The 15,036-nt window shown below is 55.7% G+C and carries 17 protein-coding genes; 1 reads left to right on the forward strand and 16 read right to left on the reverse strand.

Annotated elements, in window-relative coordinates; translation table 11 throughout:
- Nucleotides 1–47: 47 nt before the first annotated feature.
- Entirely contained in the window at nt 48–239 is a 192-nt protein-coding gene (locus AC6CDK_RS02965) for a twin-arginine translocase TatA/TatE family subunit (RefSeq protein ID WP_010943808.1), read from the reverse strand.
- A gap of 210 nt (nt 240–449) precedes the next feature.
- Between AC6CDK_RS02965 and AC6CDK_RS02970 the strand changes: the two genes are divergently transcribed.
- Nucleotides 450–635: a hypothetical protein gene (locus tag AC6CDK_RS02970; protein WP_192905679.1), complete on the forward strand. Its 186-nt coding sequence runs from the start codon at nt 450–452 to the stop codon at nt 633–635.
- A gap of 51 nt (nt 636–686) precedes the next feature.
- On the opposite strand, the gene rd is transcribed toward AC6CDK_RS02970, so the two are convergent.
- From rd to tssC, 15 genes are all read right to left on the reverse strand, one after another.
- Complete coding sequence (gene rd, locus AC6CDK_RS02975) at nt 687–845, reverse strand: rubredoxin (protein WP_039647029.1); 159 nt, start codon at nt 843–845, stop codon at nt 687–689.
- 66 nt (nt 846–911) lie between these two features.
- Nucleotides 912–1,103 carry a ferredoxin gene (locus tag AC6CDK_RS02980; protein ID WP_039647027.1) on the reverse strand — a complete coding sequence of 64 codons (192 nt, stop codon included), beginning with the start codon at nt 1,101–1,103 and terminating at the stop codon, nt 912–914.
- 145 nt (nt 1,104–1,248) lie between these two features.
- Nucleotides 1,249–2,256 (reverse strand): DUF2169 family type VI secretion system accessory protein, encoded by a 1,008-nt coding sequence (locus AC6CDK_RS02985; RefSeq protein ID WP_192905678.1) that lies wholly within the window; start codon nt 2,254–2,256, stop codon nt 1,249–1,251.
- A gap of 242 nt (nt 2,257–2,498) precedes the next feature.
- Entirely contained in the window at nt 2,499–3,722 is a 1,224-nt protein-coding gene (locus tag AC6CDK_RS02990; RefSeq protein ID WP_066358098.1) for a hypothetical protein, read from the reverse strand.
- The gene (locus AC6CDK_RS02995) at nt 3,719–5,602 is read right to left on the reverse strand and encodes an amidohydrolase family protein (RefSeq protein WP_192905677.1); all 1,884 of its coding nucleotides are present in this window, start codon (nt 5,600–5,602) and stop codon (nt 3,719–3,721) included. The genes AC6CDK_RS02990 and AC6CDK_RS02995 overlap by 4 nt, the downstream gene beginning before the upstream one ends.
- Complete coding sequence (locus tag AC6CDK_RS03000) at nt 5,599–5,976, reverse strand: hypothetical protein (protein ID WP_066358092.1); 378 nt, start codon at nt 5,974–5,976, stop codon at nt 5,599–5,601. The genes AC6CDK_RS02995 and AC6CDK_RS03000 overlap by 4 nt, the downstream gene beginning before the upstream one ends.
- A 51-nt stretch (nt 5,977–6,027) precedes the next feature.
- A complete protein-coding gene (locus AC6CDK_RS03005) occupies nt 6,028–6,408 on the reverse strand; it encodes a DUF4150 domain-containing protein (protein ID WP_039647018.1) in 381 nt (126 codons plus the stop codon).
- A 19-nt stretch (nt 6,409–6,427) separates the two neighbouring features.
- Entirely contained in the window at nt 6,428–7,471 is a 1,044-nt protein-coding gene (locus AC6CDK_RS03010; protein ID WP_039647016.1) for a 3-oxoacyl-ACP synthase, read from the reverse strand.
- On the reverse strand, nt 7,468–8,721 hold the full coding sequence (locus AC6CDK_RS03015; protein WP_039647014.1) for a TIGR02270 family protein: 1,254 nt from the start codon (nt 8,719–8,721) through the stop codon (nt 7,468–7,470). Before AC6CDK_RS03015 ends, AC6CDK_RS03010 begins: the two co-directional genes overlap by 4 nt.
- 20 nt (nt 8,722–8,741) lie before the next feature.
- Entirely contained in the window at nt 8,742–9,242 is a 501-nt protein-coding gene (locus AC6CDK_RS03020) for a DUF6484 domain-containing protein (protein ID WP_052269448.1), read from the reverse strand.
- 31 nt (nt 9,243–9,273) lie between these two features.
- The gene (locus AC6CDK_RS03025) at nt 9,274–11,367 is read right to left on the reverse strand and encodes a type VI secretion system tip protein TssI/VgrG (RefSeq protein ID WP_039647012.1); all 2,094 of its coding nucleotides are present in this window, start codon (nt 11,365–11,367) and stop codon (nt 9,274–9,276) included.
- 56 nt (nt 11,368–11,423) lie between these two features.
- Nucleotides 11,424–12,341 (reverse strand): LysM peptidoglycan-binding domain-containing protein, encoded by a 918-nt coding sequence (locus tag AC6CDK_RS03030; RefSeq protein ID WP_192905676.1) that lies wholly within the window; start codon nt 12,339–12,341, stop codon nt 11,424–11,426.
- A 54-nt stretch (nt 12,342–12,395) separates the two neighbouring features.
- Nucleotides 12,396–12,851, reverse strand: a complete 456-nt coding sequence (locus tag AC6CDK_RS03035; RefSeq protein WP_192905675.1) for a hypothetical protein — start codon at nt 12,849–12,851, stop codon at nt 12,396–12,398.
- 132 nt (nt 12,852–12,983) lie between these two features.
- A complete protein-coding gene (locus AC6CDK_RS03040) occupies nt 12,984–13,469 on the reverse strand; it encodes an Hcp family type VI secretion system effector (protein WP_039647006.1) in 486 nt (161 codons plus the stop codon).
- An 81-nt stretch (nt 13,470–13,550) separates the two neighbouring features.
- A complete protein-coding gene (gene tssC / locus AC6CDK_RS03045; RefSeq protein ID WP_039647004.1) occupies nt 13,551–15,035 on the reverse strand; it encodes a type VI secretion system contractile sheath large subunit in 1,485 nt (494 codons plus the stop codon).
- Between the last annotated feature and the right edge of the window lies 1 nt (nt 15,036).

The raw sequence follows: 15,036 nt of genomic DNA on the forward strand, positions 1-15,036 counted from the left end.
AAAGGGGCCGGCGAATAGCCGGCCCCTTTTCGTGTATCCCGGGCGGATCAGGCGTCTTTTTTCGGTTCATCTTTCTTCTGGGGCTTGATCTCGATCTCTTCTTTCCCTTCAGACGCCTTCTTGAAATTGCGGATGCTCTTGCCGAGTGCGCCGCCTATTTCCGGCAGCCGTCCCGCGCCGAATACCACCAGCACGATAATCAGAATCACGATAAGCTCAGGCATGCCGAATCCGAACATACGCTAACCTCCAAAAACTATAGAGTTGTCAGCGAGTATCGCATCCGGCCGGCGAAAAATCAAGCGCAACCACCGTGGAGCAGGCATCCGGCGGCCGGCCTTACATTTCCTCTGTTTGCTGCTATACTGTATAACCATTTAGTGCAGACCGCCGGATTTCACTCATGGCGAGATCGTCGGCCAACGGCGTCCGGGCGAAAGGAGAAAACGATGAAGTGTCCCCATTGCGGCAGCAGGACAGCGGTGCAGATAGACATGCATTCGGAAGGGTTCAGCTCGGAAGAGTCGCCAGTGAAGGAGTGTGGCGACTGCGGCCTTGTTTGGCGGGTACGGGTGGTCAAGGGCAACTCGCAGATAGACATCATCAAAGAATCCGGCCACGCGGCAAAAAAATGAACAGCCTCCCGTGCGGGAGGCTCATGTGGCGGTGACAGGGGGAGCCGCCGGTCAGACCGGCTCGAACAAGTCCTTGCCCGCTCCGCAGATGGGGCAGACCCAATCATCGGGCAACTCCTCGAAGGGTGTGCCGGGATTGATGCCGTTTTCCGGGTCTCCCGCCGTGGGGTCATATTCGTACTGGCAGATGGTACATCTCCAACGTTCCATGGACCGTGGTCTCCTTTCCAGCCGGAGAGGGATTTTTTCTCCATCTCTCCGGACCGTGGTTGATGGCTATCCCTTCCAACTGATGCACTGAACCGGGCACCCGTCGATGGCCTGCTGGATTTCCTGCTCGCCGGCCCCGTTGGGATCATAGACCTCCGACTTGCCGTCCTCGTTGAACCGGAACACTCCCGGACAGGTCGCTACGCAGAGCCCGCAACTGATGCATGAATCCTGATCAACCGTCGGTATTCGTGCCATGTGAAGCCTCCTTGTGTATCGAATGGACTCCATTGTAGCAGTGGAACAACCGCTGTCAATGGCGGCGCAGCCGTGTCATTTGCCGGAATTTCCCCTCTGCACGCCCTCGCAGCAAGTCAGAGGCGGCCCTGAGTTACGGACCCTTTCATCTTATCCCGATGCCCACACTTTTCAGGCTGTGAAGCCTCCCATGCACGTTGTGTCTTCCGCGCCACACAAGGACAAGGCGCTCCTCGTCCGGCTCGACCATGAGCGTATCGAGTTGCATCTTCAGTTCATGGACCGTCGCTCCGATCGCCACCGAGACGCGGGGTGCGATGCCGGGCAGGGTAAATTCCAGCCTGCCGTTGCGCGAGGCGTTTGCGACAAGCACCTGTTCCGTGCCCGACAGGTGTCGGTTTGACATGAGGCCCGGTGGTGCGGACGAGTGGAAGCGCGAATCCATATCCTCCGGCGGGAGGGGGTTCACGTACTTTCGCCAGTGATCGTCATAGGTGCCGGCGTACTTCGCCCGAGGCTGCCAGTGGGGCGGAATCGGCCCGAACCCCATGGGCCGGGGACGGTCGTCGGTCTTTCTTATGGGATGTGTCGGGTCTTCCATGTTGGGAAGGCGAAGACCGTCGATCTCCTGTTTCGTCCTTTTCGCCAGAATGCCCCTTCCCACCGGATTTTCGAGGCAGAACTCATGGTTTTTCGGGTCAGGCCAGGTCGCGTCCGCCCCTCCGAAGGCCAGTTCCCAGACGAGGGGAATCTTCTCGAACGGAGCAGCCCTCGACATCGACACCATTCCCAGGCACTTCATCCAGATCCGTTCGCCGAAGACCCGCACCGTCTTTCGCACCGGCCCCACGGCGAAGGTCACATCCACCGACTCGACTCCCACCTTTGGCGCCCAGGCGTGGCCGAGGAGGATGCAGTCGGTGCCGGGCTTCTCCAGTGTGATGTCGGTGTCGTGGATGAGGCTCGATGAGGCGGGATCGTCGGAGTAGAGAGGCTCGAAGCGGACTGGCACCTGCTCTTCCGCCACGGAGAGGGTTCCGTCCCGATTGATCCGCCACGTTCCCTTGACGATGACAAGGAGCGTTTCGGCGCCGTGGCGATCGGAGAGAAAGAGCGGGGTGGCGGCGAAGGGGGTGGAGTTGAGGAGGTCCATCCGGTCTGTCTCTTTCTAATCGTTATGCTGCAGAGCATCCACAGCAATTTCCGCCAACCGCAGATGGGTCGGTGTACCGGCCGTAATAATCCAGAGCAGGCTGATCACCAGGGGACAGGATGAGCGGCAACGTCTTTGCCATTCTCTTTACCTCGTTGATATCGCAGCAGGCTGTTGAAGCAGTCATCACGCGGCAATACGCCTGGACCATCGCACGGTACGCCAATGTCTTGTCGCTGCATTCAATGCTTGTTCCCAAGTCCCTGCTTCTTCTCTCTGGTCAGCTTTTCCAGATCGTTCTTAACGATGTAGTCGTGGAACGACATCGTGCCCTTTTCGGGAAAGTCCCGGTTTTCCAAATCCCAGTGGTAGATCTTGTCAAGTCTTGAACCGACAAAACCGGTCGGGTTGGTGGTCCAGGCGAATTTTCCTTCATCGAAGTACGTATCTGCCAGCAGGATGGGGGAACCCAGGTAATGAGGGTATTTTTCGGAGACAGGCATGAGGTAGGTCTTGGCAGCACCTGTGCGTTCATATTTGAAAACGACCCATTGACCATCTGGCGAGATAACAAACTGCGATGCACCACTTGTCAACAAATGTGGCACTGGTATATTTTTCTTTTCCCAACCAATATAGACGGCCCCTTTTTTCCCGCGAAGAATAGCAAAGGGGAATTGGGGATGAACATATATTCGTGAAAAATCAATTTTGTCTTTATACTGCTTTAGAGCATCCTCCAGCGGATGGTGGGCCACCTCCAGCTTCATGTCGAAAACTTGAAGTTTCTTTTCTAAGATACGGTACAGAAATACTCTCTCTTTCGTAGTTGTCCATATTGTACCAGCCGGCTTAAATACTTCCTTTATTACCTTGTGCTTATCATCACTCAAATCAATCAATTGTAAAAAGTTGTTTGAATCGAATGGTTCTTTGGCATTACGCTTCTGCGACTCTATTTCAAACAGAAACCGTTTGCGTTCTGAATCGGCTAAAGCGATTTTTTCAATGTATTGTGTAATTGGAAACACTATGCGGTACTCCCGGTGCAGTTTCTTTTTGAAGTCAAACAACAGGAAACGCCGAACCTGGCCGTAGCCCAGGATATCCTTGGCGGTTTGCGAAACAAACTCTCCACCGCCGCTCATGTCGTCCGCGGCATTGCGGAAGTAGCGGTCGTAATCGATCTTCCCCTTGGGAAAGGAGATGATGGTAATGGCGTTGCCCATGTCGTTGCTTCCCACAGCATTATCAAAAGGCACTGGAAAGACAGAAACGTTGCGGTAGCCGCCGAATAGGCCACCACCAATCGTGAAAATTAGGGGTTCGAGAGACTGCGCAGATGTGAAGTCTTGTATTTCGTACAGATAAGAGGGTTCCATTTGACTACCTCCATGAGCGATCGCATTTGTGGAAAACAAGATGATGCTGATCAAAGTAAAATATAGCCATTTCAAGTATTTCATGGTGTCTCCTTGAATATTACATGGCCGTGATTGGCAAACTTGATCCAGGCAACTTCTCTACGAATTTCATTGATTTGATACTCCTCGAGTTCATCGAGCACTTCTAAAATCTTCTTATCTTTCGCCCGCATCTCAATGATGTTCTCAGCAATCCGTCCAATCTGCTGATCCAGCCGATAGAAGCGGTAGGGGTTATATTGGGTGAAGGCCGGCCAGAGGCTGGTGTCGAAATCATCCAGGAACTTCTTGGTCTCCGTGCAGTAGTCCCACAGATTCTTGCCCACGAAAGGGAAGCTGTAGACAAAGGTCATGTACCAGTCGGTGCCGAACAGGATGCGGTCTTTGATTTTGGGGTGCTTCCGGATGATGGCTTTGAAATTCTTTCGAAATCCGCTGTCGGCGAATGATGACGAGATGTCGGTGTAGAGGTTGGGGTATTCCCCGCTTTCGATCATCTCAATGATTTGGCGGTTCCATTCCATGCCCAGGTCGGTAGGCCCGCCGAAGTGGGCCAGGCAGAGGTACAGGTTTTTAAACGATACGTGCATCCGTCCATCCACCAGTTCAGCGCCTCCGTCCAGCAGTTCCTTCCAGGCCTGGGGGGAGGCGAAATGCCTGCTGAAGTAGCCCGACCTTTTGTCTTGCTTCTGTTTCCGGTCGTTCTCCCCGTCGAGGGGGTGTTCGAAATCGAAGTATTCATCTCGTTCGTAGGCGGCAGCCCCTTTCGGGGTGCAGTGGTTCAAGATGGGGATGCCGCGCAGGCAGCATTTGGCGTAGAAATCCTTCAGAATCGGCAGCCGCGGATCCCACGGACGATGCCCCTGGGCGGTGTACATCTTGAACCCCAGGTAGATCCCCCTGTCTCCAACCTTGTCGAGCACCTCGGTGGCGTTTTTCTCCAGATGCCAGCGGCGCGGATCGAAGTGGTACATGGGGAGAAGCTTCAGTGGATATTTCACGACGGCAAGCTCGGTGTATTGCAGCTGCTTCATCCAGTTCTCGTAGAGAGCGGTTTCCGCGTCCGGCATCAGCACCGGCGCGGCGACGATTTTCACCTCTCGGGCATTGCCTTTGTCATCCAGGTAGGAGCCGGTTATTCCCTCTATCTGTGCCTCTTCCTGGTATGTATCAAACTCCTCCGGCGTCATGTGCTTTTCAGAGGTATTCGCCTGCTTGTCCCGCCTTACATAGACGCTATTATCGCGCGGGGCCTTTACCCACTCGCCATGCTGCGGCGTCCAGTAGGCGCAGGGCTTGTTCGCCTCGATGTCTTCTCGATTTTTATAGAGGGGGTTGTAGACCCTGAGACCGAAGTAGCCGTCAATATGGCAGTACTCCATGTCCATGGTCATGACTACGCTGGTGAAGATGAGGTGGGGGGCATCCTTGTAAAGGGCTTCCTCCATGAAATAGTTGGTTAGAACCTTCTCGCGCTCCAGTATGAAGCCTTCGGCAACCTCGATGGTTTTTTTCTTCTGCTGTGCTACCAGATCAATTAAGGGTGAGGCCTGCAGGATGCCTTCATCAGGATTGTGGGGGGAATTGCCGAGCAACTGGGATACGGCCCGCACTGGAGCCCAGACAGGCTCGAACAAGGCCGTAAAGATGGCGCCAAGGGTCAGGCCGCTCCCTTCTATCCATCCCCGGGAGGCGGAGGTCACCGTCTGCAGCATGGCCACTGGGCCCGGCCCCTGGTCCCTGACGAACTGCAAGGGGGCACAGCGTCCGCTCTGAATGTGTATGTGGGAATCGACAATGACGGTCGGCTGGTACATGCTGATAGTGTGGATCTCGCCACACATCATGTCGGGCTTGACGTGCTGGAGAACCTTTCCCTTGGGATCGTTTTGCTCGATTCCCTTGTGGCTGGCGTCTGTCACGGGGTGTCCCCAGGGCGTTTGGTTTGCACTACAGCCGTCCGGTTGTAGAAAAGGGTGTATTTGTTGTTAAGGGCGGCTTCTTCCGGTTCGAAGATGACCTCGAACGTTACATTGGCGTCCTGATCAGTCAGTTCAATTATTCCCTTTTCGTCGGTAGACTTTTCCACGATGCTGCCGTCCGGCATCTTGATTTTGACTACTCTGCCGCCGATGGGTTTGTTGTCTTCGTGACCGAGTTTGAAAGTCCGGCTGTTCTCATCATATGTGTCCCACGAAAGATACTCGACCACCTTAAGGCGAAAGGTCCGTTTATCGGGCACAACTTTCTGCTCGCCGCTCGACTGCCCGGCATTGGAATCGTTGTTCACTCCCATGATTTGTGCTCTCCCGAAAACTGTGGCGATGCGGCCGAGGAAACCTCGTGCTTACATGGCGTTTTTATTGTTCTGCGTCATGGGATCGGAGTTGCGGCATGCCCCTTTCCCCTCAATCTTGACATCGAATGAGTAGTTGATGAACTCGGCCTTGTCCTGTATCGTGCCCGACCCAACTCCTTTTTTACTGCCAGGCTCATCACCACTGCTTTTTTTGTAGCAGCACCCGTCGATTGCGCCCATGGTGCCGTCGATCTTCACCGTCTTTGTGCCATCGGCGAGACTGGCCGATCTGGCGACGTTGGTATAGGGTATCGGTACGACTGTATTGCCCATGGGGGTAAGACAGACATCCGGGCCGCTTACGACAACAGCTCCACTCCCTTTGTTGCTCATTCCCTGTTTGTTAACGAAAACCGTTGATTTTCCCACTACCGTCTCCTTGGGGGTTCTATTTCTCGCTCTCCAATACCAAGGCACCGCATGGCCCATGGTCATCGGAGCAGGTCACCAGTATCGGCGATTGCAACCATCCACGAACAAGCCCTTGCATGGCAATACTTGCCAAGACCACGCCGCTGGCGGCGCCGATGTCGCCGTAGCAGTTAGCCGGCGTCCAGAGCCGCCTGCTTTCATCCAGTTTGTCGAAACAGCGCATTTCGGCCATGCCCCATTCCCTGGCTCGGGAATTTTCACCATTGAGGTCGCTGAACACCGCACGGATCGCCTTTTCTTGCACCCCGCTCAGGGCGGCATGGCAGGCCTCGGTCAGCCCGCTGTTTCGTCCGAGGGAGCTCGATGCCCGCGGCGCGGGTTCTACTGCCAGCCCAAGTCCCGCAATACTCCCGAGGATTGGCTTGCCTGACTGCTTTGCTCCGGCTCGGTTCTCAATGACCATGAACCCGACCGCCTCTCCGGCAATGAGCCCCTGGTGACGGCCATAGCTTGCGGATTTGAGGCGGCAGTCCTTCTCGAACCAATTCAGGGTCGAGGTTCTTAGCAAGGAATCAACTCCGCCGACGATACACACCGCGTCGGGATTGCTGTTGATCAGGCGGCTGGCCTGTTCAAGGGAGTACATCATGGATGCGTTTCCCCGGGGGATAGCCTGAAGGCCGGGTTTGTCCGTCCATTTCCCGATTATCCCGCGCAACGGGAACAGGCTGCTTTCTTCATAGCGCGGACCGGGCCGTTCTTCGGAGGCTACTCCAAGGAAGAGATGGATCTGTGAAGGCCTGCGCGGGTCTTGCCGAAAATACTCATCAAGGAGCTTTTCAAGGCAAAGAGCGGCGACACCGGCCATCCGCTGAGGTGTATCCCAGCTGTCATGAATCCCCCTGATCCGCGCCACGGTGATAGGGTTGTCGTTTTCGTCCCGATAGTCGTCGTACTCGGCAAAGCGGGAGATTCCCGCCCTGACTGACGCCGCCGTCGGGGGGCCGTCATGCCCTACGGCAGTAACGCAGCTTGCCCCGGTAATCGCCAGCGTTCTCATATGGCCGCAACCTCTTTGCGCTGTCTGGCCGCTGGTGCCCGCACTTCAAACATCGGTCGTCCAGGATTCATCCGCGCCAGCTCAAGGGCGGCGGCCGCACGCTGACGCTGAAGGCCCGTTTTGAGAGCCAGCCGGAGATGTTCAGGCGAGACCGGCTTCCCGAGAAAGTGACGGGTTCCGCTTTGAAAACGGCCTTTATTCTTGTCCCACCATGCGGCAACCAGGTCGGCATCGGGCCAGGGGAGGTTTTCATCGGCATCCATCGCCACATTGAGATCCTTCGGATCATCGGTGGGGCCGGCATTGAAGCCTTCGGGCCGTGTGCCTGCCAGTTCTTCGAGCTCGATATCGATGCCGGTTATCATGGTGAGCGCTTCCCCCGCCACTCGTGCGATCGTCGGCGTATCCATCCGGTCGATGAGCCACGGAACAAGGGACGGATCACCCAGAGCCCCCGCGCCTATCGCAGCAAATCTGATCGTTTCAGACGATTGAGCGAGCTCTCGTTGCCAGGCACGTGCGCTTTCGGGGCGCATGCACCGCACGGAAACGTTCAGGGCTTTCTCGGCATATCGGGATGAGGATGCGACGAAACCTCTCAGCACGCCGACGGCTGTGCCAATGCCTGCAAGGGACGCGGACCATGCGGCGGAAAAGCGGATTTCGTCGTCGTGGTCCGTCAAGTATTCTTGCAGCCTGAAATCATTAAGTTCGCAGCCCCTGCCCAACTCCCCGTATGCACGGAGCCCGCGGGCCATCAATAACGGGGAGGTATCGTTCACGGCTCTTGTCAACTGCGGGCCCGGATCGTGCCGGTGGATGGCGTAAGCCGCCATGCCGATGTAGCGATGAAAGGGCGATTCTTCTGCCAGTAGCTGCTCTATGCGCGGCCTGGCCTGTTCGTAGGGAAGCCACCCCAGTGCGGAAATGACGGTGCGGGCCTTCTCCCGATCCGTCCCCATCGCATTCATGACCTGCTGAAGATGCTCACTGTTGCCGCTTTCGAAGGCCAATACCGCCGGGGCGAAGAGTCCTTCGACCGTGTCGCCCGCAAGCGCAGATCGGCATATCTCCCAGGACGCGTCGCCACCCACCCGTAAGCCATCGACCTGTGCTTCAAGTCGTTCATCGAAACGTTCGAGGTCACTCAGAGAAAAATGAGGAGATTGCAGGATGCCACCTCGAAGATGCCAAAGAAACGCTGCCTCTTCGGCAAGTTGGTGCAATATGGATGATATTGTTGGATTCATCAGTTAAGGGGTGTGATAATTCAATTGATTCCAACGGACGCGCCTTTGATCCTGTTTTCGCCAGAAGACTGGCTGAGCAGGTAGGCACCCTTGATGATCACCTTGCCGGCGCTGGTGAGAACGATACTGGCTTTTCCGCATTTGAGCTCGATTTCTTCCCGGGCATCAAACGTGATCCGCGTCCCGTCGACAATCACTTCGTTCGGAACGACCTTCGCAGTTTCGGCCGCTGTCGCATCGGCGATCTCATCAAGTAGTGAGTACATTGTGTCGACAATGATCGGCTGTCCGGGATCGTTGTTCTCAAATGCCAGGAGAATTTCTTTCCCTGCCGGGTTGCCCATGTCCAGAAGCTGGTTTTTCACCGAGGTCGTGAGCCGGGCGGCGATGGGACCCAGAGAGTTCTCCGGGTAATCGACGATAAACCTGTTGTCGGTTACGGAAACGATGCGGCCGACGCGAAACCCTTCCGACAGGGTGCTGTTAATTCCAAACGAAATAGCTGAAGCCTTTTTTCTCACATCATTCTCCGCATATCCCGTGGCCCTGGGTTCAATTCTGGAAAATTTTGCTCGCCTTGATCGTTATGCTGCTCCCATCCATGACAATGGATGAAGAACCGGCCTTAAGCGTGATTTTGGACGCCTCGATGATATATTCGTTAGCTTTTGCGTAATATTTGGCGCTGATGGTTTCCGTGTAGTTGCCGTTTGTATTGGTGGTTCTGTCACCCTTTACGTTCTCACTCATGTTGTTGCCGACGAACACCGCTTTTGCCAGTCCGACTTCTTCCGTCTTGGCGCCGGCAACCGTCTCGTTCATGACGCCGCCTACCGCAACTTGGTAGAGGCCGCCAATGGCTAGCTCCTTTGCGCCGCCGATTGTTTCGAGTGAATTTATGCCGACAGTCTCATTCTTGAAACCGCCTACGCTCAGAGTCATGTTGGCGCCGATGCTTTCGTTGTGGTTTGCCCCTACCTGGATGGACTTGTTGACACCGACACTCTCGCTCTGATCCACCCCCACTGTTTTCGAGCGGTTGTTGCCGACGGTCAGGCTCTCGTCCCGCCCGACAGTCTGCCCCTTGTCGTTCTTAACCAGAATGTTCCAGTCCTTTTCGCTCTGCAGGTAGATCTCCTCGCTTCCCTTCTTGTCCTCGAAGCGGAGTTCATGGAAATTGTCCGTGCCGCCGTTTGGGTAGCTGCGGGTGCGGATGCCGCTCTGGGTTTTGCTGGCGGGCAAAGCGTACGGTGGCTGATTTTCGGAGTTGTACGCACTGCCGATTACCATGGGACGGTCGGGGTCTCCCTCAAGGAACGTGACAAGCACCTCGTCTCCAACACGGGGCAGAAACTGGGTTCCCCATCCGCCGCCTCCCCAGGGCTGGCCGACCCTGACCCAGCATGAGGTCCTACCATCCTTCTGGCCGCGCCGGTCCCAGGGGAACTGCACTTTCACCCGCAGGTAGCCGTCGGGGTCGGCGTGGATTTCCTCGCCGGACGAGCCGGTAACGACAGCAGTCTGAAGTCCGACGATGACAGGCCTGTCGGCGACGATCTGGGGGCGGACCGTTACGGTGGCCGGCACGGCGATAAATTCATTGTCGTAGCGAAAGCCGCCATCTCCGGCATGCTCGCCAAGCACCTGGGGCTGAGCGCCGTGATGGATTACTGCCACCGGCAGATACTTCCCGGCATAATCGTGGCCGGAAAGTTCCCACTCGTGTCCCGGCATCATGCGGGGGCACGAACTCTGCCCTTCTGCGGTCTCGCCGAGCACCAGCAAGCGCTCCAGGCGGACGTTGGCCAGATAGGTGCCTCGTTCCTCATTGAAGTAATTGCCGGGGAAGTCGTAGACCTCCCGCTGAGCGGACGCCTTTCCCTGCCGCTGGGTGGTCAAGTCGAGGTTCGTGTGCTTGTAATAATAATCGCGCTGTGACACCTTGCCGGGACGAACGCGGCGCGAGTAGATGAAGTCGAAGACGCTCTCCTTTCCGGGCACCATGCCGTCATTGGTGTTGAAGGGGATCTGGCGCTTGCCGGGCATGTAGAGATAGCCTGAGTTGGTGTCGGAAAAGACGATGACGTGCTTGTCTTCGTAGTGCTCGAAAAAGTAGAAGATTCCCTCCTCTTCGAGAAGTCGCGAGACAAAGTTCAGGTCCGTTTCCCGGTACTGGACGCAGAATTTGCGCAGGCGGTCCTCCCTGGAGAGTGCAAAGCGGTAGCGGTCACTGGTGATATTGCTCTCTTCGAGGATTTCGGCGACTATGTCCTGAACGTTCTTGAACTGGAAAACACGGCAATCCTGCTCCAGCGAAAGAAACCACAGGGCCGGCACAATGTGGGCGTGATAGAGATCGTAGCCGCCATCCGTTCCGAGAGAGGTGAATTCCCGGACAACACCGTGGAAATAGCGCGTTCCACCCTGATGATCTACGGAAAGCACGGCTTCCTTGTCGATCACCTCGTCGAGCGCTACATTGTTTTGGGTTGCCAGGGTGAGGTGGATGTCATAGGGATGGGATATACGCTCGTCGACGGTGAATCCCGCTACCGACAGTAAGTACCTTGTGGCGGGAATCTCGAACTGAAAGCTTGATGTTGAGCCCTGAGAAAGAAGGCTTGCCGCGGCCTTTTGGATTGTCATGGCGTTTTCCTCGTGAAACTTACGAATTGCTCAGAGAGGCGGTGGCGATGACCCCTTCAGTTCCATCTCTTGCGGAATCCTCCGACAAATGTTTCTCCCCACCACGGTTGCCGAGGTGTTGATCCAACTTGAGAATGTGATGCAGGCGCATAGGGTGTCTTGCCGTAACTGTGACTGGCAGCTTTGTGCGAAGGGATTACCACCTTCTGTCCGACAGCTATTCGGTTCCTGTCGGTTATTGAGGGATTAACCGTAAGTATTTCGGCCACTGAGAGGTTATGCATGCGGGAAATTCTAGACAGGGTATCTCCGGGCCTTACAACGTAATGTTGAGCGTTGCCCCCGTTTCCAACATGCTTTTTCGCCAATTTAGTCTTCGATCGGGATTGACCAACTGTGGTCATTGCTCGATGATTCTCTGCGTTGTCGGTTGCTCCGCGTGCATCCTTCAGAATGCTCTCAATATCATAGCCACCAAACGTTGACACATAGTGTTCAATGGACGTGCCGTTTCCATCTTTCGGAATGTTGCGGCCTGCAGATTTGAGATAACTTTTCAGCCCTCCGACCCCCTTCAGATAGGCTCCTCCGATCATTCCCGATTTCGTGATAACGATCCCGTTGACCGTTGTGCTCTCGTACAAATCCAGATGCAACGCTTTGATTTGTTTCCAGAGGTTGGCCACGTGGTGCCGGATTGCGTCTTCCTGGGCTTCAGGGGCAGAGAGAAAATCCACCTTGCTCTTAACGCCTTTCCGTCCCGTCCAGTGACCGATCCAATCGTTGTCAACGTATTTGCCTTCTGCATTTTTCCTGGCGCCCGTTCCATCGTGGGGATAATATCCCGCATCGATCAGGGCATACTCTCCCATTTGGTACTTACCCAAATAGCCACTGTAGTTTTCGATGTCATATCTCCTGCTCGACTCTTTCTGTGCCAAAGCAGTCAAAAAATCCTCAAACGTCTTACTCACGGCATACGCCCTCAATAGAAATTATTACTGTTCGGTATCATGTTGTTGAATGAATCAAGGAAGTTTATGCGAGAAGTCGTATTTGTAACCATGCCAACTCCATACTGACTTGTCTTCCACAATCAGATCAACAAAATCGGATGTTGAAAGGGTGGATAGACTGACATTTTCCTGAATTATCAACTGAAGTATGTTACGCCATGTTCGGCCTTCTTGCCTAAAAATCACGAACCAGCACCCTTCAGTGCCGCAAAAATAGGGATATTGTCGCACATATGCCAGAATCTCACGCGTACCGTCGTGATTAAGGTCGGCCAGTGCAATGTCGATCTGAACAGGTTCTTTCGAGAGGGTCTTTGCCTCCCGGATCTCTTTCTTCAACAGTGCCTTAACGATTTTTCTCTCACGCTCGTGCTTTGTGGCAGAAAAAGTCACCTGCTGGTCAGCATGGGCCGAGACAGCCCCGAGCAATAGCATACAAATAGCTACACACACGCCACAGAATCCCATTTGTTACCTCGTAATTGCTTTGCCATCTTCGGGGAATACACACGCCATGTCATGCTAATAGTCTTGCAATGTTGAGATTATCTGAAGATGCACCCTCCCCGTCGCCGGGGAGGGTATACCATCAGAAAATAACTACTTGGGCACGCTCCAGGAATCCTCGGCCTCGATACCGTTGGGCTCCCAGGTCCACTTGATCTTCTTGTAGGAGAATGCCACCTCTTCCATATGGCCGTAGGGCTCGTTCGCAGGAAGGAGCGTCATGGGCATGTAGGGTTTCATCTCGACCACGATGGCATCCTCAAGGGTGGTGGTGAAATAGTGCTCTTCCAGCCCTTGTTTGTTGATCCGGTACCACTTGATCTGCACGTTTTTCATGTGCTCTCCGGTGCAGAGGGCCTGATAGAGTTTCGGCGAACTCTTGTCGAACATCTTGACGATCGACAGGGGGCCATGGACGCGCTTGCCGGTGGGCAGGCCGTCATGGGGATTGCGCGGCATGTGGATGTCGTGCTTCATTTCGTAAAGCTGGATAGTGTTTTCGCGCCCCTGCAGTTCGCAGGAACCGTCGATTTTCCCCTGTTTTTCTCCAATCAGGGTCATGTGGGCGGGCATTGCCATCTGCTGCTACCTCCTTGTGATGTGAAATTGCGGTCCCTGATGGTCCGCATTGCAGGCACCGGCTCCGATTCTGTCGCGTCCCTACTCTTTATCCAGTTTCCCCACCAGTGACAGCGTGAAGTATGCCCCCATGTACTTGAAGTGAGGGGTGACCTTGAGGCCCACCCGGTACCAGCCCGGCTCACCCGGGACGTCCTCAACGGTCACTTCGGCCTGGCGCAGGGGGCGGCGACTGCGAACGCCGGGCATGGGGTTATCCATCTCTGAGACGTACTGACGAATCCACAGATTGAGCTCATTCTCCAGATCACCCCGTTCCTTCCACGTGCCGATGTGCTCTCGCTGGATCACCTTCAGGTAGTGGGCGAGGCGGCTGACGATGAACATATAGGGGAGCTGGAGCCCCAGCTTGTAGTTGAGCTCGGCCTCTTTTCCCTCCTTGGAGTTGCCGAAGGATTTCGGCTTCTGGACCGAGTTCGCAGAAAAGAAGGCGGCATTGTCACTGCCTTTTCGCATGGTAAGGGCGACGAATCCTTCTTCGGCCAGTTCGAATTCGCGGCGCTCGCTGATGAGCACCTCGGTGGGGATCTTGGTCTGGATGGCTCCCATTGCCTGGTACTGGTGGAGCGGCAGGTCATGCACCGTTCCGCCACCCTGGGGACCGATGATGTTGGCGCACCAGCGGAAGTTGGCAAAGCTCTCGGTGAGCCGGGTGGCGAAGGCGAAGGCTGCGTTGCCCCAGCAGTAGCGGTCGTGGCTGTCGGAGACCTGCTCTTCGTAGTTGAAACACTTGGCCGGCCTGGTGGCCTCGCCGTAGGGGAGTCGCAGGAGGAAGCGGGGCAGGGCCAGTCCCACGTAGCGGGCATCTTCGCTCTCGCGGAACGCTTGCCACTTGGCGTACTGGGGGCCTTCGAGGATCGACGTGATGTCTTTCAGGTTCGGCAGGGCGGTGAAGTCATCGCAGCCGAAGAACTGGGGTGATGCGGCGGCCATGAAGGGGGCGTGGGCCATCCCGGCCACGGCAGCCAGGTTCTGGAGGAGTTTGATGTCCTGGGGACCCGGGCCGAAGTCGTAGTTGCCGATGATCGCTCCGAACGGCTTGCCGCCGAACTGACCGTACTCGGCGGAGTAAACGGTCTTGTAGAGGCCCGATTTGGCCACCTCGGGAGCGTCCTCGAAGTCGTCAAGCAGTTCCTCCTTGGTGGCGTTCAGGAGCTCGATCCGGTTGTTTTCCCTGAAGTCGGTCCGATCCACCAGGAAGTGGAGCGACCGCCAGCATGATTCCAGTTCCTGGAACTGGGGATGGTGAAGGATCTCGTCCATCTGGAGGGAGAGCTTGCGGTCGATCTCGGCGAGCATGTCGTCGAGCACTGCTTTGGATACCTTCGGGGCTTCGGTTCCCGGCTCCAGGAGCTGGGCCATGAGGGCCTCGACCCCTTTTCTGGTGATAGAGTAAGCCTCGTCGGTCGGTTGAAGTTTAGTGACCCGGACGATATCCTCCAGGAGCGACGTGTCGGACGCACTCTGCTCCTGGAGGGGAGCCGTTCCGTTCATCTCTGTGCTCATT

The sequence above is a fragment of the Geobacter sp. PheSNFMC genome (assembly GCF_059620965.1).